Annotated in this window: 17 protein-coding genes; 8 read left to right on the top strand and 9 right to left on the bottom strand. The window is 62.4% G+C overall.

What is annotated here, in order from left to right; translation table 11 throughout:
* Positions 1 to 2: 2 nt before the first annotated feature.
* Positions 3 to 1,415 carry an amino acid permease gene (locus ACQKPZ_RS07820; protein WP_391135694.1) on the bottom strand — a complete coding sequence of 471 codons (1,413 nt, stop codon included), beginning with the start codon at positions 1,413 to 1,415 and terminating at the stop codon, positions 3 to 5.
* 325 nt (positions 1,416 to 1,740) lie between these two features.
* Here ACQKPZ_RS07820 and ACQKPZ_RS07815 point away from each other — a divergent pair, with 325 nt between their 5' ends.
* A complete protein-coding gene (locus ACQKPZ_RS07815; protein ID WP_427536688.1) occupies positions 1,741 to 3,165 on the top strand; it encodes a PLP-dependent aminotransferase family protein in 1,425 nt (474 codons plus the stop codon).
* A gap of 155 nt (positions 3,166 to 3,320) precedes the next feature.
* On the opposite strand, the gene ACQKPZ_RS07810 is transcribed toward ACQKPZ_RS07815, so the two are convergent.
* Both ACQKPZ_RS07810 and ACQKPZ_RS07805 read right to left on the bottom strand, forming a co-directional pair.
* Positions 3,321 to 4,562, bottom strand: coding sequence for a Zn-dependent hydrolase (locus ACQKPZ_RS07810; RefSeq protein WP_427536686.1), 1,242 nt, complete (start codon positions 4,560 to 4,562; stop codon positions 3,321 to 3,323).
* Between the two features lie 30 nt (positions 4,563 to 4,592).
* Entirely contained in the window at positions 4,593 to 5,897 is a 1,305-nt protein-coding gene (locus ACQKPZ_RS07805) for an MFS transporter (RefSeq protein ID WP_427536684.1), read from the bottom strand.
* Positions 5,898 to 6,186: 289 nt separating this feature from the next.
* On the opposite strand from ACQKPZ_RS07805, the gene ACQKPZ_RS07800 reads away from it, so the two are divergent.
* Both ACQKPZ_RS07800 and ACQKPZ_RS07795 read left to right on the top strand, forming a co-directional pair.
* Positions 6,187 to 7,095, top strand: coding sequence for a LysR family transcriptional regulator (locus ACQKPZ_RS07800; RefSeq protein WP_427536682.1), 909 nt, complete (start codon positions 6,187 to 6,189; stop codon positions 7,093 to 7,095).
* A gap of 128 nt (positions 7,096 to 7,223) precedes the next feature.
* Positions 7,224 to 7,766: a WYL domain-containing protein gene (locus tag ACQKPZ_RS07795; protein ID WP_427536680.1), complete on the top strand. Its 543-nt coding sequence runs from the start codon at positions 7,224 to 7,226 to the stop codon at positions 7,764 to 7,766.
* Between the two features lie 247 nt (positions 7,767 to 8,013).
* On the opposite strand, the gene ACQKPZ_RS07790 is transcribed toward ACQKPZ_RS07795, so the two are convergent.
* Positions 8,014 to 8,736 (bottom strand): hypothetical protein, encoded by a 723-nt coding sequence (locus tag ACQKPZ_RS07790; protein ID WP_391135676.1) that lies wholly within the window; start codon positions 8,734 to 8,736, stop codon positions 8,014 to 8,016.
* Between the two features lie 263 nt (positions 8,737 to 8,999).
* Between ACQKPZ_RS07790 and ACQKPZ_RS07785 the strand changes: the two genes are divergently transcribed.
* Positions 9,000 to 9,623, top strand: a complete 624-nt coding sequence (locus tag ACQKPZ_RS07785) for a glutathione S-transferase family protein (protein ID WP_391135673.1) — start codon at positions 9,000 to 9,002, stop codon at positions 9,621 to 9,623.
* A gap of 46 nt (positions 9,624 to 9,669) precedes the next feature.
* On the opposite strand, the gene ACQKPZ_RS07780 is transcribed toward ACQKPZ_RS07785, so the two are convergent.
* Positions 9,670 to 10,845, bottom strand: a complete 1,176-nt coding sequence (locus ACQKPZ_RS07780; protein ID WP_391135670.1) for an MFS transporter — start codon at positions 10,843 to 10,845, stop codon at positions 9,670 to 9,672.
* 94 nt (positions 10,846 to 10,939) lie between these two features.
* Here ACQKPZ_RS07780 and ACQKPZ_RS07775 point away from each other — a divergent pair, with 94 nt between their 5' ends.
* On the top strand, positions 10,940 to 11,836 hold the full coding sequence (locus ACQKPZ_RS07775; RefSeq protein ID WP_427536678.1) for a LysR family transcriptional regulator: 897 nt from the start codon (positions 10,940 to 10,942) through the stop codon (positions 11,834 to 11,836).
* A gap of 142 nt (positions 11,837 to 11,978) precedes the next feature.
* Positions 11,979 to 12,956 carry a D-2-hydroxyacid dehydrogenase family protein gene (locus ACQKPZ_RS07770; RefSeq protein WP_427536676.1) on the top strand — a complete coding sequence of 326 codons (978 nt, stop codon included), beginning with the start codon at positions 11,979 to 11,981 and terminating at the stop codon, positions 12,954 to 12,956.
* Positions 12,957 to 12,986: 30 nt separating this feature from the next.
* On the opposite strand, the gene ACQKPZ_RS07765 is transcribed toward ACQKPZ_RS07770, so the two are convergent.
* The 3 genes from ACQKPZ_RS07765 to ACQKPZ_RS07755 form a co-directional block, all read right to left on the bottom strand.
* On the bottom strand, positions 12,987 to 13,415 hold the full coding sequence (locus ACQKPZ_RS07765; protein WP_427536907.1) for a hypothetical protein: 429 nt from the start codon (positions 13,413 to 13,415) through the stop codon (positions 12,987 to 12,989).
* 564 nt (positions 13,416 to 13,979) lie between these two features.
* Positions 13,980 to 15,434 carry a GIY-YIG nuclease family protein gene (locus ACQKPZ_RS07760; protein ID WP_427536674.1) on the bottom strand — a complete coding sequence of 485 codons (1,455 nt, stop codon included), beginning with the start codon at positions 15,432 to 15,434 and terminating at the stop codon, positions 13,980 to 13,982.
* A 234-nt stretch (positions 15,435 to 15,668) separates the two neighbouring features.
* Positions 15,669 to 16,547 (bottom strand): helix-turn-helix transcriptional regulator, encoded by an 879-nt coding sequence (locus ACQKPZ_RS07755; RefSeq protein ID WP_427536672.1) that lies wholly within the window; start codon positions 16,545 to 16,547, stop codon positions 15,669 to 15,671.
* A gap of 358 nt (positions 16,548 to 16,905) precedes the next feature.
* Between ACQKPZ_RS07755 and ACQKPZ_RS07750 the strand changes: the two genes are divergently transcribed.
* Together ACQKPZ_RS07750 and ACQKPZ_RS07745 are read left to right on the top strand one after the other, a co-directional pair.
* On the top strand, positions 16,906 to 17,151 hold the full coding sequence (locus ACQKPZ_RS07750) for a hypothetical protein (protein WP_403199156.1): 246 nt from the start codon (positions 16,906 to 16,908) through the stop codon (positions 17,149 to 17,151).
* 59 nt (positions 17,152 to 17,210) lie between these two features.
* Positions 17,211 to 18,149 (top strand): 5'-nucleotidase, encoded by a 939-nt coding sequence (locus ACQKPZ_RS07745; RefSeq protein WP_427536671.1) that lies wholly within the window; start codon positions 17,211 to 17,213, stop codon positions 18,147 to 18,149.
* Between the two features lie 78 nt (positions 18,150 to 18,227).
* Here ACQKPZ_RS07745 and ACQKPZ_RS07740 read toward each other — a convergent pair whose 3' ends face one another.
* Positions 18,228 to 19,529, bottom strand: a complete 1,302-nt coding sequence (locus ACQKPZ_RS07740; protein WP_427536669.1) for an ammonium transporter — start codon at positions 19,527 to 19,529, stop codon at positions 18,228 to 18,230.
* Positions 19,530 to 19,724 lie beyond the last annotated feature (195 nt).

Here is a 19,724-nt window from a genome sequence, read left to right as displayed (position 1 = left end):
GCTTAGTGCTGCTTGCTGCCAGAGCGGATCTGGTGCACCACACCCATCGCCACCACGACTGCCGCAGCAATACCGGTGGAGATCACCAGGATCTGGTAGTCAGGCATGAAGGCCATGGTGACCAGGGCGGCCACGATGAACGCGATCACCAGGTAGGTCAGCCACGGGAACAGCCACATCTTCAGGCGCACTTCCTTGCCTTCGGCAATCAGCTTGCGGCGCATGCGCAGCTGCGAGAAGGCAATCACCAGGTACACCAGCAGGGCGATCATGCCCGTGGTGTTCATCAGGGTATCCAGCACGTCTTTCGGGCGCAGGGTTTCGCTGAAGTTGATCAGCGCACACACCACGGCCACGGCGCAGGAACCCATGATCGCGTATACCGGTACACCGGTGCCGGCGCGGGTGATCTTGAAGAACGACGGCGCGTCGCCACGCTGGGCCAGGGAGAACAGCATGCGCGAAGCGGTGTAGTGGCCGGAGATCAGGCAGCTGCTTACCGAGGTCAGCACCACGAAGTTCATCAGCAGCTCGGCATACGGCACGCCCAGCAGTTCCAGGGTACGGCGGTAGGCGCCATAGCCGGAAACGCCCAGGTGTGGATCGTTCCACGGTACCAGGCAGACGATCAGGAAGATCGAACCGACATAGAACAGGCACACACGCCACACCACCGAGTTGGTGGCCTTGACGATCTGCGCGGCCGGGTCCTTGGCTTCGGAGGCAGCGATGGTAACGATTTCAGCACCCAGGAAGGCGAACATCACCCCGAGCAAGGCACCAATCACGGTGGTGATGCCATTGGGCATGAAGCCTTCGGCGGTGAGGTGGCTGATGCCGCGTACTTCACCGAACTGCCAGACGTTCATCACGGCAGCGGTACACACGATCAGGAAGCAGACGATCGCGATCACCTTGATCAAGGCGAACCAGAACTCGAACTCACCGTAGTGCTTGACGTTGAAGAAGTTGACGGTAATCAGCAACAGGGTCGTGGCCAGCACGAACACGTTGACGCTTACGTCGGGGAAGAAGCCATGCAGGATCTTGCCCGCCACATAGGCTTCCCAGGCCATGAGGATGACCCAGTACCACCAGTACAGCCAGCCGATGGTGAAACCGGCCCAGCGGCCAATGGCGCGGTCGGCGTAGGTGGAGAACGAGCCGGTGTCTGGCGAGGAGGTCGCCATTTCACCCAGCATGCGCATGATCAGCACCACCAGGATGCCGCCCGCCAGGTAGGCCAGGACAGCGGCTGGGCCGGCGCTGTGGATCACGCTGCCGGAACCGACGAACAAGGCGCCGCCAATAACCCCGGCGATCGACATCATCGTCAGGTGGCGCGACTTCAGCGAGGCACTGAGCTTGCTCTCGTGCCCGCTTTTCGCGGTGGTGGTTGTGGATGTTGCGTCCATCAGTTGTGTACCCCGTGCTTCTTTTTATCCAAGGAAAACCGTGAAACCCCGATGGCTGGCGGTTTCACCTGTACATCAGTGCTAATGCGGGCAGGATGGTGTGAACAAACACACGCAGGCCCTCCATGGCGGCCTGCTGACGCGCCCCAGGGCGACTGCCTGAAGCGAACTGAACATGCTTTATGTGGCGATATCCGACACCTAATGTAAAAATGTCCGACGCAGAGAGCCATGCACAGTGGCATGAATCTCGCACTGCACTGTACAGGTCGCCCATGCAGTACACCCTGCAAACGCCAGGCGATACGCACCCTGAAGGCCCCGAATGTTCGAACTACATCCAGACTCTTCCACCCCGTTGGTCAACCAGATCATCGACGGGCTGCGTGAGTTGATCGACAACCAGACCCTCAAGCCGGGCGCCAAGGTGCCGTCTATCCGCGCCTTTGCCGCGAGCTATTCGGTGAGCACCTTCACCGTGGTCGAGGCATACGACCGTCTGGTAGCCCAGGGGCTGCTGGTCAGCCGTGGCACTGCGGGTTTTTTCGTCAACCGGGCGGCGGGCGAATTGCTGGACCCGCACACAACCGAGGCCGACGCCAGTCGACCAACGTTCAACTCCGAGTGGTACCTGCAACAGATCTTCGAGATCCGCCAGCTACCGTACAAACCCGGGTGCGGCTGGCTGCCCAACGACTGGATGTACGAAGACGGCCTGCGCCGAGGGCTGCGCCAGGTGGCCGGCAGCCCGCTGGAACTGTCGGGCTATGGCGACCCCATGGGCCTGCTGGAGCTGCGTGCATTGACCGCGCAGAACCTGCAGCAAGACCTGTCGATCGTCGCCAACCCGGCGCAGCTGATGCTCACCCACGGCGCCAGCCAGGCCCTGGACCTGGCCGCGCGCACGCTGGTGCGCCCAGGCGACGTGGTGCTGGTCGATGATCCCGGCTACCCCAACCTGATGAGCATTTTGCGTACCCAGGGCGCCACCTTGGTCGGCGTGCCTCGCACGCCGGCCGGCTACGACCTGAACCAACTCGAGCAACTGCTCACCCACCACCGCCCGACGGCGTTCTTCACCCAGCCGCACCTGCACAGCCCAACCTGCTCGCGCACCCCGCTGCCGCAACTGCACCGCTTGCTGCAACTGGCCAGCCAGCACGGCTTCCGCCTGGTGGAAAACAACCTGTACGCCGACATGGTTGCCGAACCGCAGCCCTGCCTGGCCAGCCTCGACCACTTGCAGCAGGTGGTGTACGTCGGCAGCTATTCCAAGAGCATTTCGCCCAACGTGCGGGTGGGCTACATGCTCGCCAACCCCGAGCTGATGCAAAAACTGCTGCACCTGAAGATGCGCTCGGGCCTGACCACCTCGCAGGTGATGGAACGTGTGGTATACGCCGCGATCATCGACGGCCGCTGGCGCAAGCACTTAAAGCGGCTGCGCCAGCGGTTGGCCGAGGCGCACCAGGAAGTTGGCCGGCATTTGCACCGATTGGGCTTTGAACTGTTCACCGAATCGGATGAAGGCATGTACATCTGGACCCGCCACCCGGCGATCCCGGACAGCGCGGCGTTGCTGGATGACGCGCTGGAGAAAGGCATCATGCTCGGGCCTGGGCAGTTGTTCATGGTGGATGCCAAGGCGACCGGGTGGATGCGGTTCAATGTGGCGTTCAGCACCGAGCCGGCTATGTGGGAGTTGCTGGAGAAGGTGCTGGTGAAGCATGTGCGCCGGGGTGGGGTTTAACAGGGTGCATTTCCATGCCTGGTGCGGGAAGTCTGGGTGCCAGCCCCGGCCCTTTCGCGGTAACCCCGCCCCTCCAGCATTACTCAAGATCCAAGGACTTGCGCAATTCCTGTGGGAGCGGGTTCACCCGCGAATAAGCCAGCAGCCACAACCCATCAGGCCCTTGCTTGATCAACACGACCCGCGCGAGCCAGCACAGCGTTCAGCAACACATCAACACCCTGGCAAGCATCGTCGGGCAGCACATCCTCAGCCTCGTTGTGACTCAAGCCGCCAACACAGGGGATGAACACCATGGCAGTCGGGCAGTAACGCGCCAACAGAATGGCATCGTGCCCCGCACCACTGACGATCGATTGCTGCGCATACCCCAGGCCATCCACCGCTTGCTGTACCGCAACCACGCAGTCCGCATCGAACGGTGTAGCGGGGCTGACCCAGTGGCGCTCGATGCGTACCTGCAGGCCGCGCTGGTTGGCGATAGCCTGCAACTTCAGAGTCAAATCACGCTCCATCGCCTCGATGGCTTCATCGCGGTGGTGGCGCAGGTCGACCGTGAATTGCAGCGAGCCGGGAATGGTATTGCGCGAAGACTTGGCGATGGCCAGTTCGCCTACGGTAGTCAGGCCTTCGGGGGCAAAGTCGGCTGCCAGTTGCTCGACCGCCTGGATCATCCGCGCCGCGCCATACAGGGCATCCTTGCGCAGAGGCATCGGCGTGGTGCCGGCGTGCGCCGCCATGCCTTCGACTGTCACGTCCAGCCAGCGGATGGCCTGGCCACCGCTGACCACGCCGATGGCCTTGGCGTTGTCTTCAAGGATCGGGCCTTGCTCGATATGCGCTTCGAAATAGGCATCCACCTTGCCCCCCAACGGGCGCTGGCCGGCATACCCGGTGCGTTGCAGTTCGTCGGCCACACTGATGCCATCGGCATCGCGAATGGCCAGTGCATCGGCCAGTGCGAGGCTGCCGGTGAACACCGCCGAGCCGAACATGGCCGGGGTGAAGCGTGCGCCCTCCTCGTTGGTCCATACCGCGATTTCCAGCGGTTTGCGCGTCTGGATGTTCAGGTCGTTGAGGCGGCGCACCACCTCCAGGCCCGCCAGCACGCCATAGACGCCATCGAACCGCCCCCCTTCAGGCTGGGTGTCGAGGTGGCTGCCCATCATCACCGGGGCAGCCTGGGGGTCGCTGCCGGGGCGCCGGGCGAACAGGTTGCCGATGGCATCCACCGACAGGGTCAGGCCCGCCTCGCGGCACCAGTGGCTGAACAGTTCACGGCCGGCCTTGTCCTCGTCACTGAGGGCCAGGCGGCAACTGCCGCCACGGGCGGTGGCGCCGATTTCGGCCATGGCCATCAGGCTCGCCCACAGGCGTTCGCCATTGCTTTTCAACATGTGCGGGTACTCCAGAATGAAGGGGATCGTTCAGGCCAGTTCCAGGTGCTGGCTACGGGCGTACTGGCGCGCCAGGGCGAGCACGCAGACCAGCGAAATGGTGGCGATCAGGGTGTAGAAAACTGCCATCGGCCACCATTGGCCGCTGAAGGTATGGGCCAGCCAGGTACCTATCAACGGGGTCAGGCCGCCAGCGATGGCACCGCAGATCTGGTAGGCCAGGGAAATAGCGGTGTAGCGCACACGGGTTTCGAACATGCCGCTGACGTAGCCGGCAATCACCGCGTAGAACGAGGCCATGCACGCCGCCGCCAGAGCAATGCCGAGCACAATCAGCGGGCCCTGCCCCGAGCTGACCAGCACGAACATGGGGTAAGGCGAGGCCATGGCCAGCAGCGCCATCAAAGCCAGAAAGCGTGTAGCGCCAATCTTTTCCGACAGCCACGCAGCCAGCGGTTGCACGCAGAACTGGATGATCGCCACGAAGAACAGGCACTCCAGGATAAGCGAACGCTCAAGGTGCAGTTGCTGGGTGGTGTAGCTGATCATGAAGGTATTGGTGAAATAGACCCCGGCAATGCCCAAGGTGTTGGCACCGATGCACAGCAACAATGGGCGCCAGGCGGTACGCAGCACCTCGAAGACCGGCGCTTGCTCCTTGCGTCGGGCCTTTAGCGCCTGCTCGCGGCTGGCGATGAACTCGGGGGACTCGTTGACGCCCAGGCGAATGGCCAGACCGACCAACAGCAGCAGCGCGCTGGCCAGGAACGGTACGCGCCAGCCCCAGCTCATCAGGTCTTCCTCCGGCAAGCGCGTGACAGCACCGAAGGCAAGCAACGACAAGATGAGGCCCGCCGGGCTGCCCAGTTGGGCGAACGATGCGAAGAAGTTGCGCCGGCCTTTGGGCGCATGCTCACCGGCCATCAGCACCGCCCCGCCCCACTCGCCACCCACGGCAATACCCTGGACGATGCGCAGCAGGATCAACAGCACCGGCGCTGTGGCGCCGATCTGTGCGTAGGTCGGCAGCAGGCCGATGCACACGGTGACGATACCCATCATCAGCAGCGTGATGACCAGCGACTTCTTGCGGCCAATCCGGTCGCCCACGTGGCCAAACACGATGCCACCCAATGGCCTGGCGAAGAAGCCGACAGCAAAGGTGCCGAACGCGGCCATGGTGCTGAACAGGCTGTTGTCCGAGGGGAAGAACAATGCGCCGAATACCAGTGCGGCGGCGGTGGCGTAGATGTAGAAGTCGTACCACTCGATCATGGTGCCGATGAACGCGGCGGCGGCAGCACGGCGCGGTTGGGGGGAAGCGGTGGGCTTCATGAAGGCTCCTTTGCTTGTTGTTCTGGCAGGAGTTGCTAGGGCACGGTGGCGCTCTGGTGGCGCTTGACCTGGTGAATGGGTGGTGGCTGCTTCGCGGGTAAACCCGCTCCCACAGTTACTGCACCGGTTGATGACAGGGTGCATTCCTGTGGGAGCGGGTTTACCCGCGAAGCAGCCACCAGCGATCCAGCAGGCCTCAATGGCTGCGATTTTTCGGCTCAGGGCTATGATTAGTCAAATTTCTATTTATTATTCGAACTATTAACCACGCTTATCATCGAGCCCCGCCATGCCCGACCGCCTGCTCAACGACCGCCTCGACTGGAACCTGCTGCGCACCTTCCGCGTCATCGGCCAGGAACTGTCCATCAGCCGCGCCGCCGCCCGCCTGCACCTCACCCAGCCAGCAGTCAGCCAGGCCCTCAAGCGCCTTGAAGAGCAGCTCGGCCGCCAGCTCATCGCCCGCCGTGGGCCGCGCTTCGTGCTGACGGAAATGGGCGAGCAACTGTTCCAGCTGGCCGGCGAGGTATACGGGCAGATGTCGCAAATCGGTGGTTTGCTGGAGCAACCAGCGGACGAGTTGGTCGGCAAGGTGCGCCTGCTGATGATCAGCCGCATCGACAGCGAACGCTTCGATGATTTCCTCGCCCACTTCCACCGCCACCACCCGCGGGTGGAGTTGGAAATAGACGTAATGCGCAGCTCCGACATCGTTGCCGCCCTGCAAGAGAAAACCGCCACGGCAGGCCTTAGCCTCACCCGGCGTGCACAGCCCCGGCTGGAGCAACGGCTGTTCCTGCGCCAGCGCTATGCGTTCTTCTGTGGCAGGCACCACGCACTGTTCGGCCAGGATGAAGGCGATCTGCTACGGGAGAATTTCGTCAGCTTTACCAGCGACCAGATTGGCGGCATGTTGTCGCCGCTGACCATTTTCCGTGACCAGCAAGGGTTTGCCGGGCGGATCGTGGCGTCATCGCCAAGCCTGGAGGAAGTGCGCCGGTTGGTGATTGCCGGTTTTGGCATCGGCTGCCTGCCCGAACACGTGGTAGCGCCAGATGTGCAAGCGGGCTTGCTGTGGAAACTGCCGCCGCAGGAAGGGATTGCCGATGTGGATATTCACTTGCTGTGGAACCGTGAACAACGGTTCAACCGGGCGGAACAGGTGTTTGTCGAGGCGTTGCAGCGCGTCATCACCTGACGCTTTTGCGCCGCGAATACGGTGGTGGCCTGCGAGAACTTGGATCCCATTACAGCACAAGGTATGCTGCGCAATAGCTAAACGCCACTACTCAGGCAGGCTGGTGCCTGCCATCAAGGACGAGCCCTTTGCCCAGCCACCCTACCCGTCATACCATCGCCCGCCAGTGGCAGTTGCTCAAGCTGCTGCCTGGCCGTCACCCGGGCATGAGTTCCACCCAGTTGCAGGCTGCCCTGACAACGGTGGGCCACACCACCAGCAAACGCACCGTCGAGCGCGACCTGGTCGAACTCTCGTCACTGTTCCCCCTGCAGTGCAACAGCAAAGGCATGCCCTACGGTTGGTACTGGCAACCGGGCTTGACCCTGGGCGAAGCGCAACAGCTGCAACCTGACGTGCTCACCCCGCCGGAACACATCGAGCTGCATGCCTGGGTGGATGATGCACTGGCCCGGCGCCTGGAGGCGCTGCCGCTGTCTGCTGACATGCAGCTTACCGCCCTGGCCAACGGCGGCGCCGCGCTGGTGGCCACCGTCGACGACAACCGGGCACTGATGAGCTGGTTGCTTTCGCAGGCCGGCTCGATCCGCGTGCAGGCTCCGCAGGCGTTGCGGCTGGCCATGCTCGAACAGCTGCGCCAGAGCTTGGCGCTGCATGACGGTGGTTGTTGACCGGCGGGTATTGTTGTCCGAGGTGTACCCTGACCCGTGCCAGGAGCAGCACATAATTCATTGATCTAGCAGGGACCCTGTGGGAGCGGGCGTGCCCGCGAAACAGGCAACGCAGTGGATGGCACCGGCTTTGCCGGTGTTCGCGGGCACGCCCGCTCCCACAGGGTAGGCAGCGCGCTTGCCACCAACAGTCCTCTACGCGACAGCACAGCCCACAGGGCTGGGTGATCTCGTGCAGATGAAGCTTTTATCGCGAGTTGCGGCGGGCCAGGCAAATCCAGCTCAAGCCCAGCACGCTGGCCACCAGTAAGCCCAGCAGCACCATCAGCTCGCCACTGTAGCGGGCCACCCAGGCCGGAAAACCAATGACCTCGTGGTACACCTGCACATCGGCCATGCCGTCGGCGTGGCTGATGCTGACCCCGCCCTGGCGGATCTGCGAGTAGTCCGCATCGAAATATACCCACACCTTGCACGCACCACCCGGTTCGACGGCCGGGATGTCCACCTGCGCCGTCGCGGCCTCCAGCAGCGTGTCGTTACCGGCAGCATCGCGCACCTGCACCAAGCCCTTGGCTGGCAGGCGGATCCTGACCTGGCGTACCTGGGCATCACCACTGTTGCGCAGTTCGATAACCAAGCCGGTACGGTGGTCGACCAGCCCGGCCTCGAAGGGCTTGGCGAACAGCTGGGCGTACGGTGCCTGGGCCATCTCGATCAGCCGGTCGACCTGGTCGTGGCTTAGCACACCCTGGCCGATGCTGTTGATGCGCCCCTGCAACTGCTCGTACTTGAGCTGCTCGCTGGCCTTGCTGATGCGCTCGCTGAACTGGCTGGGATAAGTGAGGTAGGCATAGGTCAGCGACGCCTCCAGCCGCGGGTTGCCCCTGAGCAACGCGTAGGCGGCCACAAGCACCATCAGGCCAACAAGCACGGCTACGAGGAGTTTCCCCACCTTGTCCCAGCTCAATGCACACTTCCTTCTGTGGTGATACAGACGATCTAACCGCCCAAGGGTGCCAAGTTCAGGCCCCCCAGGCAAGCCTGACTAGTGTTCGCCCTGGCCTTCCCGCGCCTGGCGCATACCCCTTCACAATGGCCAAGGGGGCGGAAAGGGCCACTTTCGGAAATGGACTACAAGATACCGACAAAGAGCCGCCTGCTACCGATCAGCCCTTGACCAGCACCTGACAGTGGCGGACGATCAACTTCCCCCACACAAGGACGAACACCATGCTACGGGTACTGGGCAGAGCTTCTTCCATCAATGTGCGAAAAGTCCTGTGGGCCTGCGCCGAATTCGAGGTTGCGTTCGAACGCGAAGACTGGGGTGCCGGCTTCAAGGCCACCGATAGCGCCGAGTTCCTTGCGTTGAACCCCAATGCCATGGTCCCGGTGATCCAGGATGGCGACTTCACCTTGTGGGAATCCAACAGCATCATCCGCTACCTGGCCAACCGCTATGGCGCCACCGCCTTCTACCCAGGCGAAGCGCAGGCGCGGGCCAGGATCGACCAGTGGATCGACTGGCAGGCCTCGGACCTGAACCGATCGTGGAGCTATGCGTTCATGTCGCTGGTCAGGCACTCCCCCGCCCACCAGGACCCGCAAGCCCTTGCCGCCGGTTGCGCGGAGTGGTCGCGCTACATGCACATCCTCGACCGCCAGCTGGCCAGTACCGGGGCCTATGTGGCCGGCAGCCAGTTCACCCTGGCCGACATCCCGATCGGCCTGTCGGTCAACCGCTGGTTCGAAACGCCATTCGAACACCCGCACCTGCCGGCGGTGCGCGACTACTATGAGCGCTTGAGCGAGCGCCCGGCCTATCACCTGCATGGCCGTAACGGTACCCCGTAACCTCAACGAAGAGAGGGCGCCAAAGCGCCCCCTCGGTACCAGCCGGTTACACCGCAACCTGACTCCCGGCAGCAACAACCCGCCCACGCCAGGCAAACAGCAGCACCATCAGCAAGCCCACCGCTGCCATTGCTGCCCCGGCCAGGGAGATCGCCGGGTAGCCCAGCCCCGCATTGATCACCGCCCCGCCCAGCGCCGCACCAATTGCATTGCCCAGGTTGAATGCGCCAATGTTCACCGCCGAGGCCAGGTTGGGCGCGTCCTTTGCTGCCTCCATCACGCGCATCTGCAGCGGTGGCACCAGCGCGAAGCTGGCAGCACCCCAGACCAGGATCGCCAGCGCCGTCGGCAGTGGCCAGTCCAGCACCAGCGGGAACACCAGCAGCACGGCAATAAGCACCGTCAAGGACAAGACCAGGGTGCGATCGATCGAGCGGTCCGCTGCCTTGCCGCCCCACACGTTGCCCAAGGTAAGGCCTACTCCGAACAACACCAGCATGGCGGTCACGAAGGTGGTAGACGCCGCCGCCTCGCTCTGCAAGATCGGTGCGATGTAGGTGAACACCGTGAACATGGCGCTGGAGCCCACCACTGTGAGCAGCAATGCTGCCAGCACCGGCCCGCGCGCCAGCACGCGGATTTCGGCCATGGCCCCGTCACCTTTGGGCGCCGGCACATTGGGCAGTGCGTACCAGAGTGTGGTCATCGCCACCAGGCCAAGCCCGGCAATGCCCCAGAACGCTGTGCGCCAGCCCAGCATTTCACCGAACCAGGTGGCCAATGGCACCCCACCGATGGTGGCCAGGGTCAAGCCCATGAACATCGCCGCCACGGCCCCGGCGCGCTTCTCAGGTGGCACGACGCTGGCTGCCACGATCGACCCGATGCCGAAGAACGCACCGTGGTTGAGCGAAGTGACCACACGGGCAACCAACAGGCTGGCGTAGTCGCTGGCCAGCGCCGACATCAGGTTGCCGAGGGTAAAGATGACCATCAGACCGATCAGCAAGTAACGGCGCGGGATCTTCACCGTGGCCAGGGTCATCAGCGGCGCGCCTATCAGCACGCCAATGGCATAGGCACTGACCAGCAGCCCTGCCGCAGGGATGGAAACGCCAAGGTCGGTGGCGATGCTGGGCAACATGCCCATGGGGGCGAACTCGGTGACACCGATGCCGAAGGCACCGATGGCGAGCGCGACCAGAGGTGGATTGATACGCATGGCAAACTCCTTATCTATGCCGCGAATGCTACGATCGCTTTGCAAAGCGCACTAGACTGCATTTTTGAAAACCACCTTTGCTTACGAGGCACAAATGGACTTCAGCGGAAGGTCTGGAGAGATGGAGATTTTTGCCAGGGTGGCGCACGAAGGCAGCCTGTCTGCCGCCGCCCGGGCACTGGGCCTGACACCTTCGGCAGTCAGCCGCATCATTGCCCGCACCGAGCAGCGCCTGGGCACCCGCCTGCTGCTGCGCACCACCCGGGCGATTACCCTCACCCCCGAGGGTGAGGCGTACCTGCGCGGTGCACGGCGTGTACTGGCCGACATGCTTGAAGTGGAAGAAGCCATCACCGACCAGGGCGTGCCGCGTGGGCGCTTGCGGGTCAGCGCAGCGCTGGGGCATGCCCGGTTGACCGTGGTGCCCTTGCTGGCAGCGTTCAGTACGCGCTACCCGCAGGTCCTGGTTGACCTTACCCTCAGTGACGAAGTGGCCGACATCCTCGGCGGCCAGGCCGACGTGGCCCTGCGTTTCGGCCATCTGCCGGACAGCTCGTTGAGCGCCCGCGCCATTGGCGAAACCGGCCAGGTGGTGGTCGCCTCGCCCGAGTACCTGCAACGCTGCGGTACCCCACTTGAACCTGAGGAGCTGGCCCGGCACAACTGCCTGCGTTTCAACTTTCGCCGTGCGGCACCCGACTGGCCATTCCGCCGCAATGGCGAGGTGTTCTCGCTGAAGGTGGCAGGCAATATCGAATGCAGCAGCGGTGAAGCCCTGGCGCAGCTGGCAAGGCTGGGTGCCGGCGTGGCGCGCATCGGCACCTTCACGGTGGCCGATGACCTGGCCAGCGGGCGGCTGGTGCCATTGCTGGAGACCTACAACCCTGACGACCGCGAACCTATCCATGCGGTGTTCGTCGGGGGCCCGGCGATGCCGGCGCGGGTGCGGGTGTTTGTGGACTTTCTGGTGGAACAGCTGTCTGCAGGTTGAGCCCATCGCCGGCAAGCGCGGCTCCCACAGGGATCGCGGCAACTTCAGAAAAATGAGCAAGACAGTTGCTCCCACAAGGGCCGCGAGCAGCACCGGTTGGGTTATCTTTGACGCTTCACTGTACCCACAGGACCAGGCCACCATGCGCATTGTCATTCCCGACGACTACCAGGATGTGATCCGTACGCTCGACTGCTTCGGCAAGCTGAGCGGGCACGCAGTCAGCGTTATTCATGAGCGCCAGCCTGCCACGCTGGAGCAACTGGCAGCCCGCTTTGCCGAAGCCGACGCCCTGGTACTCACCCGCGAACGTACCCGCATTGACGCCGCGCTGCTCGACCGCCTGCCCAACCTCAAGCTGATCAGCCAGACCGGCAAGGTGTCCAGCCACCTGGACCTGGCTGCCTGTACCGAGCGCGGTGTTGCCGTGACCGAGGGGCGCGGCTCACCGGTAGCGCCAGCCGAACTGGCCTGGGCGCTGATCCTCAATGCCCGCCGGCAACTGGTGCCGGCCATCGATGCCTTCCGGCAAGGCCAATGGCAAGTGAACCTGGGGCAGGCACTGGCTGGCCAGGTACTGGGCATCTGGGGCTACGGCAAGATCGGCCGGCGCCTGGCGCGTTATGCGCAGGCGTTCGAAATGCCAGTGCTGGTATGGGGCAGTGACAGCAGCCGCGCCGCAGCCGAGGCCGAAGGCCACCGGGCAGCCGTCTCTCGCGAGGCGTTCTTTGCCGAGTCGGATGTTGTCAGCCTGAACCTGCGCCTGTCGGACCAGACGCGCCACGGGGTGACCTTCGACGACTTGTCCCACATGAAGCGTGACGCATTGCTGGTGAACGTAAGCCGCGCAGAACTGATCGCCCCGGGGGCGTTGTTGCAGGCGCTGGACGCAGGGCGGCCTGGCTACGCAGCCGTGGATGTGTACGAGGAGGAGCCGCTGCTCGACCCGGCCCATCCGCTGCTGCGCCACCCTCGCGTGCTGAGTACACCGCACCTGGGGTATGTGGAGAAGAACGGTTACGAGCTGTACTTCGGCGATGCCTTCGACAATGTGCTGGCATTTTTCGAAGGCGAGCCGAAGAACGTTGCCAACCCTGAGGCGCTGTCACTTCGGCGCTGAGCCCCTTGAGCGTTTGCCCTAAGGTTGCGTTTAACCGAACAGGTTCAACCCCAGGGCAAACACCGCCACGGCCAGTGCCACCAAGGGCACGGCATTGCGCCCCAGATACGCGGCCCAGCCGGCTCCGGACAGCTGCTGCAACTGCAGCTCGCATTCACGCTGACGCTCAGCCAGGCTGGCCAAACGTGCCTCCACGCTATCGACGCGCTGGGACTGGGTACTGGTTGCCAACGCAAGCTTCTTCAACGCCGTGGTCACAGTCGTGGACAGGCTTTCCCGGGCCAGGTTGCTGGTAACCAGGTGCTTGTTCAGTTCCTCTAGCTGCCCCTGCTGGGCAATCAGTTTGTGCTGATGCTGCTCGAGTGTCTTGCGTATCACCCCTTCCTTCTGAACACGGGCCAGGGTGCTGGCCACGAGCTTCTGGTTTTGCGCGTCGATCCCGGCCTGTAATGCGGCCATCTCGGTTTCCTGCTTGCCCTGCACCCAAGCCAGGCGTTCGACCTCTTGCGTGCAGTAGGCGTAGCCATCGGACAGCGCCAGCAACTCGTCAATCTGCTGCTTGAACTCGCACAGCACCATCAGCGCGCCTTCCTGGTTGCCCTCCAGGGTCGAGGCATCTGCCTGCAAGCGTTCGATCTCGCTCACCAGTGCATCATTGAAACCACGCAGCACCTTGTTGTTGGCCGTGTGCAACTGGGTCAACAACTGCACCACGCTCTGGGTGACTTCAAGGCTTTCGCCCACCTGACGGACCATGTCGGCCAGGTCCTTGTCGTTCTTGCCAGTGAAGCCCCCCCAGAACGAATCCCAGGTGCCCTGCTGCTGGAACTCCGCCAACTGATCGCGGGTACCCTTGTTCTTGACGATGGCTTCGTGCAGTTTGCGCAACCCTTGCTCGAAGTCCTTGAGCTGGTTGTTTTCCTCACGCGGTGCTGGCAGTGAGGACGTATCAGGGAGGGCAGGTGTCATCCGGATTTCAGCGAGAGCCTTGCCTGCAAGACCATTTGCAAAGTTGAACACCTGTCACGACTCCTGGGTAATACGGTTCTTGTTCGATTGCAGCAGCGCCGAATAGTCGATCGCCTTCACCGCACGATGTTGTGCCATGCGCTCACGGTGCGCCGTGGCCTCACGGGCCAGGGTATCGACCGATCGGGCATACTCCATCAGCCCTTCAGCCATCAGCCACTCGTTCTCCTGCACCGCGATCAACTGCAATGCAGCCGCACGTTTGGCCTCCAGCGCCTCGTGCCAGCCGGTCTTGAAGTCCACCAGATAAGCAACGATGGGCGGCACCACTTTCTGCAAATGGAAGCTGCACAGGCCAAAGCCGATGGCGGCAATGACGCAGGAGACATACGGCGCTGCGACCCCCACCAAAGGCAGCAGCTGCGCTTCGATGACCGGCTCGATACCATCCCAGAAGATCAGCGTGCCGCTGACCACCACGGTCTCGACGATTTTCTGGATCAGTTCTTCGCGCGGCAGGTTCTGCGCGCCCTTGTACAGCTGCCAGGCACCATGGGCCAGGTCGAACAGGTTGCGGCTGAGGTTGTAGACCTGGCGCACGGCTTTCGACAGGGCATTGACGATGAACTCGACAATGCCGTTCAGGAGTTTGAGCGGGGCGGCGATGATACGCTCCACCACCACCCAGATCTTTTTCAGGAAGCGCTCCACACGCGCCTTCAGGCGTGCGGTACCGCCCATGAACAGGTCGACCAGCTCATCCTTGATGGCAATGATGGCAGCGGCCGTCAGTTGCTCGAACACCTGCCAACCGGAATTTTTCAGTGCCTCCTTGCCGGCGCCAAGGGCGATGTCGCCAGTGCTGCCCATCGCGTCCTTCATTTTTTTTGCTTCGATGTTGCTGCGAATGCCCTGCTCTTCCTTCAGCTCTTCGCGGCTGTTGACCGGCGGTTTTTCATTCTTGATCAGGAACGCTTCCAGCGCGGCAGCGGTTTCTGCCGAGTCCATGACCACGAACTTGATGGTGCAACCGTCCTCCAGCTGGCCGGCCAGCTTGTAGGGCTTGCGGTTCTCGTTCCTGGCCCGGCTGCGGAACTCGTTCATGTGCCCGTCCTGCCAGCGCTGGCGCATGTTGGTGCTGTCACCGATGTAGGCCAGCTTGCCGTCGGCGTCGTACACCACATAAACGCCTGGCTTGTCGGGCAGGTTACCCAGGCTTGAGTCGTCATTGGCGCTGACTGCCAGTTCACCGTCGAACTGAAGAGTAGCCAGCGAACCGATACCTGCTGACAGGCTCTTGAAAAGGATTTCCTTCCAGGCAACCCCGCGGTTGGCCACTTGCATCGCGCTCTGCGCGGAGGTGGCGTTCAAGGTGTCTTTGCCGACCGTAAGCGGGTCGGGCGACTTGGCGTTGGGTTGGGAGTTCTTCTTGTTGCGAAAGCCGGCAACCAGTTTGCGATTGGTGTTCTCGATCGCCCTGTCCACAATCAGGTTAGCGAGCGGAGACAAAGTCCTGTGTTCGTATGGCTGGTTCATCTATCCCTATCCGGATACAGCGGTAAGGGGCGGAAAGCTATCAAAATGACATCAATGGATCCACTCACGCGTTCGGAAAATGAGTGATCGGTCAGGTATCAAGGAGGGCTGGCTTGCAGCCCTCCTGCACGCTAAAGCCTTAATCGGGGGCGCGTGCAAGCTCTTCGAGCATTGCCAGCAGTTCAGCAACATCCACTTCTACATCCTTCAATCGAGGTTCAGCCAAGGCCTCAACTCTGTGCGGTTCGCCAGCACCAGTTGCTGCGCTTCAGGCCGCGGGTCATGCACATTGGCATGCACGCCAAAACGCTTAACCACGTACTTCACCAACGCCTGCGAACTGCCCACCACCAGCTGCCCGCCTGTCATGCCGAAGTCCACCTCGATGATCGCCCGCTGCGCTGGCGTAAGGCGCTCATCCGGCTTGAAGATCACATCGACCGGTGTGTTCCACTCCAGGTCCTGGTCGATACCATTCTCGGTCTGCTCATCACGCAGCTCCGGCACACCGCGAAAACGGCTGAGCACGAAGTCGCGGTACATGCGGTTTTTTTCGCAATAGGCACGCACATGCCAGCGCATGCCGGTGTACACCAGCGTATGCGGGGCGATGGTGCGCCCTTCCAGCTCAGGGCTGTTGAAGGACACGTACTCGATGTCCAGGCGGCGCTTTTCACGGCAGGCCTTGAGCAGCGGCCGCAAGACCTCGGGCTTTACCGAGCGGTCCGGCACCTTCAGCACTTCGGTGTGGGCGTAGGCCAGGGCCAGGCCTTCTATATGCGGGGCGCGTTCGTTGTTCTGGTTGAGCAGGTCGAGGTAGGCACTGGCGCTGTCGTCGATGAACAACGGCCTGAATTGTCGGGTGGGTACATAGCCCTTGATCTGCTTGTCGTAGACCAGGTTTTTGGAGGCGTAGTCGGTGATGTAGGTATTGATGTCCTTTGACGCCTGCTGGCGGCTGATGCCGAAGCTCTGAATCAGGTGGTTGGTAGTGAGCCTGCCTTCCCACCAGACAACCGTTTCGATCAAGCGGTAGCGCAGGGCCAGGTCCCAGCGGGTTTGCTCCATGCGTTGCGTGCGTTTCATGTTCGCTCCTGAAGGGCTGGCTCAAAGTACCGTTACTCACGACGTGTCGTGACATCCTACATATCCATCCAGTTTCAACGCAACCCACCACAATATGTAAAGCAAGCAGGCATATGCTGGCGAAAGCCGCCACGCTTGCCTGGGACGCTTCGATCACAGTCAAGGCCTTGTCCAGCGCGGCACGGAGCACTCCGCGTGATATCAAATAGCCTTCCGCACTCCGGTTACCCGGCCCGACCTACACCGGCCGGGTATGCATCATTGCTTTACCTGTACAAGTCTCCATTATCGACATGTAGCCAAAGTAGACATATCGTTTCGCTTACCGGCCAACTGCCACTACCCAAGGAAGCGTCACATGGAAGCTATCGAAATCTCTCTGCTGGGCATCTGCGGCATCACGCTGTTGCTGGTGTGCCTGCAGCATGCTCGCCAAGGCGAGGTATGGGACCTGCTGCAAGGCGACCGTGAACTGGAGCGCACAGCCCGCATCCACAAGCAGGAAAACCGTGAACTGCTCTCTGCACTGCGCGCCGAGCGCGAGCATGTGAGCCAGTTGCAACGCCAGGTTCAGGTGCTGCTCGGGCTGGTACCGGAGGCCTGAGGGCTTTCGTCACAGCGCTCGCGTACACTTGCCCCCAGCAAAAGCCCAGGAGTTGCCCAATGCCCTACCCCATCGAACAGAAACTGGTCATAGGCGTTGCCTCGAGTGCGCTGTTCGACCTCACCGTCTCGGACGACATCTACCAGACCGAGGGTGTCGACGCGTACCGCCAGCACCAGCAGCAGAACCTGGACGAGCCCTTCCCCAAGGGCGTGGCGTTCCCGTTCATTCGGCGCTTCCTGAGCATCAACAAGGCCTTCCCCGATCAACTGCCGGTAGAAGTGGTGCTGCTCTCGCGCAACTCACCGGAAACCGGCCTGCGGGTTTTCCGTTCAATAAACCACTACCAACTGGACATCACCCGGGCGGCGTTCATGTCGGGGCGCTCGCCCTACGAGTACATTCCGGCGTTCAATGCCTCGCTGTTTCTCAGTGCCAATGAGGAAGACGTACAAAAAGCCATCGATGCCGATTACCCGGCTGGGCGCGTGTTGCCCACGCGCATCTACGACGACGAGATCGACACCGAATTGCGGGTGGCCTTCGACTTCGATGGCGTGATTGCCGACGACGAGGCGGAGAGCGTGTACAAGCGCAACGACAACCTGGACGATTTCCAGGAGCATGAGCGCGTGCACAAAGGCGTTCCGCATTCGCCAGGGCCGCTGGCGGACCTGTACCGCAAGCTTTCGCTGATACGCACGCTGGAAGACCGCAAGCTGGCCGAGGACCCGGCCTACAAGCGGATCTTGCGCATTGCAATTGTCACCGCGCGCAATGCGCCTTCGCATGAACGGGTGGTGACCACGTTGAAGGACTGGGGGGTGTCACCGGACGAGTGCTTTTTCCTCGGCGGGATGGAAAAACCTCGGGTGCTGTCGATTCTGAAGCCGCATGTGTTTTTCGATGACCAGCGCAGCCATTTGCAATCGCCGGCGGGGGATTTGCCGATGGTGCATGTGCCGTTCGGGGTGGCGAACAGTCGCTCCCCCAGATAAACCACGGATCTCAAACCCCGTGGCAGTCCTGTGGGAGCGGGCTTGCCCGCGAAAAGGCCGGCACAGGCAACAAATCAATCAGAGGTTGTACGCCCGCTCATTGTGCTCCGCCAGGTCCAGCCCCTGCTCTTCCTCTTCACGACTGGCCCGCAGCCCCACGGTCAGCTTGATGGCCCCGAGAATCGCCCAGCTCACCACAAAGCAGTACACGAAGGTGAACGCTACCCCCTTCAACTGCACCAGCGCCTGCCCTATGGGCGATACGCCCTCCACATAACCTCCCAACGCCGGCGCAGCAAACACCCCGGTCAGGATCGCCCCGACCATCCCACCTACCCCATGCAGCCCGAACACATCCAGACTGTCGTCATAGCCCAGCGCCTGCTTGAGCCGAGTGACCGCAAAGAAGCAGATCGCCCCCGTGAGCAAGCCGATCACCAAAGCGCCCAGTGGCCCCACGAACGCACAGGCAGGGGTAATGCCTACCAACCCCGCCAATGCCCCCGACGCAGCACCCAGTGCAGTCGGCCGACCATGCATCACCTTCTCGGTCAGCAACCAGCCGACAATCCCGGCACAGGCTGCCACCATGGTCGCCAGCATCACTACCCCTGCCCCTTCGTTGGCCGCCAGCCCAGAGCCCACGTTGAAGCCGAACCAGCCCACCCACAGCAACCCGGCGCCCACCAGGGTAAAGCCCAGGTTGTGCGGTGGCATTGCTACCTGTGGGTAGCCCTTGCGCTTGCCCAGCATCAATGCCGCAGCCAGGGCTGCCACGCCAGAGTTGATATGCACTGCAGTGCCACCAGCAAAATCCAGCACGCCCCAGTTGACCATCAACGCCCCCGGGCCGCCCCACACCATATGCGCGATCGGCGCGTATACCAGCACGAACCAGGCACCCATGAACAGCAACGATGCGCTGAACTTCATGCGCTCGGCAAAACCCCCGGCAATCAGCGCCGGGGTGATGATGGCGAAGGTCAGTTGAAACACGGCGAACACGCCTTCGGGGATGGTGCCGACCAGGCTGTCATGGCCGATGTTCAGCATCAGTGCCTTGTCCAACCCGCCGATGAAGCTGTTGAAGGTCAGCTGGCCCTCGACCATGCCGGTGGTATCGACCACCAGGCTGTAGCCAAACAGCACCCAAAGGATGCCGATCACACCGGCTACGGCGAACAGCTGGGTGAACACCGAAAGGAAGTTCTTCGCCCGTACCATGCCGCCGTAGAACAGTGCCAGGCCGGGTATGCACATCATCAGCACGAACATCGCGGCGCAGATCATCCACGCGGTGTTGCCGGTGTCCAGGGTGGGTTCGGCGGCGTGGGCCAACGGTGTCAGCGCGAACAGCACAACAGCAATGGCAAGCTTCATGGGGTCACTCCTGTGCAAATGGGATGCATCCGGGGGGCTGCTTTGCAGCCCTTTCGCGACACAAGGCCGCTCCTACAGGAGATCGCGGTCCCTTGTAGGAGCGGCCTTGTGTCGCGAAAGGAGGCCAAAGGCCTCCCCAGGGCCCTGTCAGAAGGGCGCATCCCCAAGGATGGTCGCGCGATGCATCACCCGCCG

Origin of the sequence: Pseudomonas sp. NPDC089547 (assembly GCF_050280665.1) — a bacterium.
Classification (GTDB): Bacteria; Pseudomonadota; Gammaproteobacteria; order Pseudomonadales; family Pseudomonadaceae; genus Aquipseudomonas.
The sequence above is the reverse complement of the archived record's forward strand: the minus strand, read 5'-3'. Positions and strand labels throughout refer to the sequence as shown.

Excerpts from the sequence above, each read along its gene's own strand:
- ACQKPZ_RS07820 (WP_391135694.1), bottom strand. The coding sequence starts at position 1,415 with ATGGACGCAACATCCACAACCACCACCGCGAAAAGCGGGCACGAGAGC.
- ACQKPZ_RS07815 (WP_427536688.1), top strand. The coding sequence starts at position 1,741 with ATGTTCGAACTACATCCAGACTCTTCCACCCCGTTGGTCAACCAGATC.
- ACQKPZ_RS07810 (WP_427536686.1), bottom strand. The coding sequence starts at position 4,562 with ATGTTGAAAAGCAATGGCGAACGCCTGTGGGCGAGCCTGATGGCCATG.
- ACQKPZ_RS07805 (WP_427536684.1), bottom strand. The coding sequence starts at position 5,897 with ATGAAGCCCACCGCTTCCCCCCAACCGCGCCGTGCTGCCGCCGCCGCG.
- ACQKPZ_RS07800 (WP_427536682.1), top strand. The coding sequence starts at position 6,187 with ATGCCCGACCGCCTGCTCAACGACCGCCTCGACTGGAACCTGCTGCGC.
- ACQKPZ_RS07785 (WP_391135673.1), top strand. The coding sequence starts at position 9,000 with ATGCTACGGGTACTGGGCAGAGCTTCTTCCATCAATGTGCGAAAAGTC.
- ACQKPZ_RS07780 (WP_391135670.1), bottom strand. The coding sequence starts at position 10,845 with ATGCGTATCAATCCACCTCTGGTCGCGCTCGCCATCGGTGCCTTCGGC.
- ACQKPZ_RS07775 (WP_427536678.1), top strand. The coding sequence starts at position 10,940 with ATGGACTTCAGCGGAAGGTCTGGAGAGATGGAGATTTTTGCCAGGGTG.
- ACQKPZ_RS07770 (WP_427536676.1), top strand. The coding sequence starts at position 11,979 with ATGCGCATTGTCATTCCCGACGACTACCAGGATGTGATCCGTACGCTC.
- ACQKPZ_RS07765 (WP_427536907.1), bottom strand. The coding sequence starts at position 13,415 with ATGGCCGCATTACAGGCCGGGATCGACGCGCAAAACCAGAAGCTCGTG.
- ACQKPZ_RS07755 (WP_427536672.1), bottom strand. The coding sequence starts at position 16,547 with ATGAAACGCACGCAACGCATGGAGCAAACCCGCTGGGACCTGGCCCTG.
- ACQKPZ_RS07750 (WP_403199156.1), top strand. The coding sequence starts at position 16,906 with ATGGAAGCTATCGAAATCTCTCTGCTGGGCATCTGCGGCATCACGCTG.
- ACQKPZ_RS07745 (WP_427536671.1), top strand. The coding sequence starts at position 17,211 with ATGCCCTACCCCATCGAACAGAAACTGGTCATAGGCGTTGCCTCGAGT.
- ACQKPZ_RS07740 (WP_427536669.1), bottom strand. The coding sequence starts at position 19,529 with ATGAAGCTTGCCATTGCTGTTGTGCTGTTCGCGCTGACACCGTTGGCC.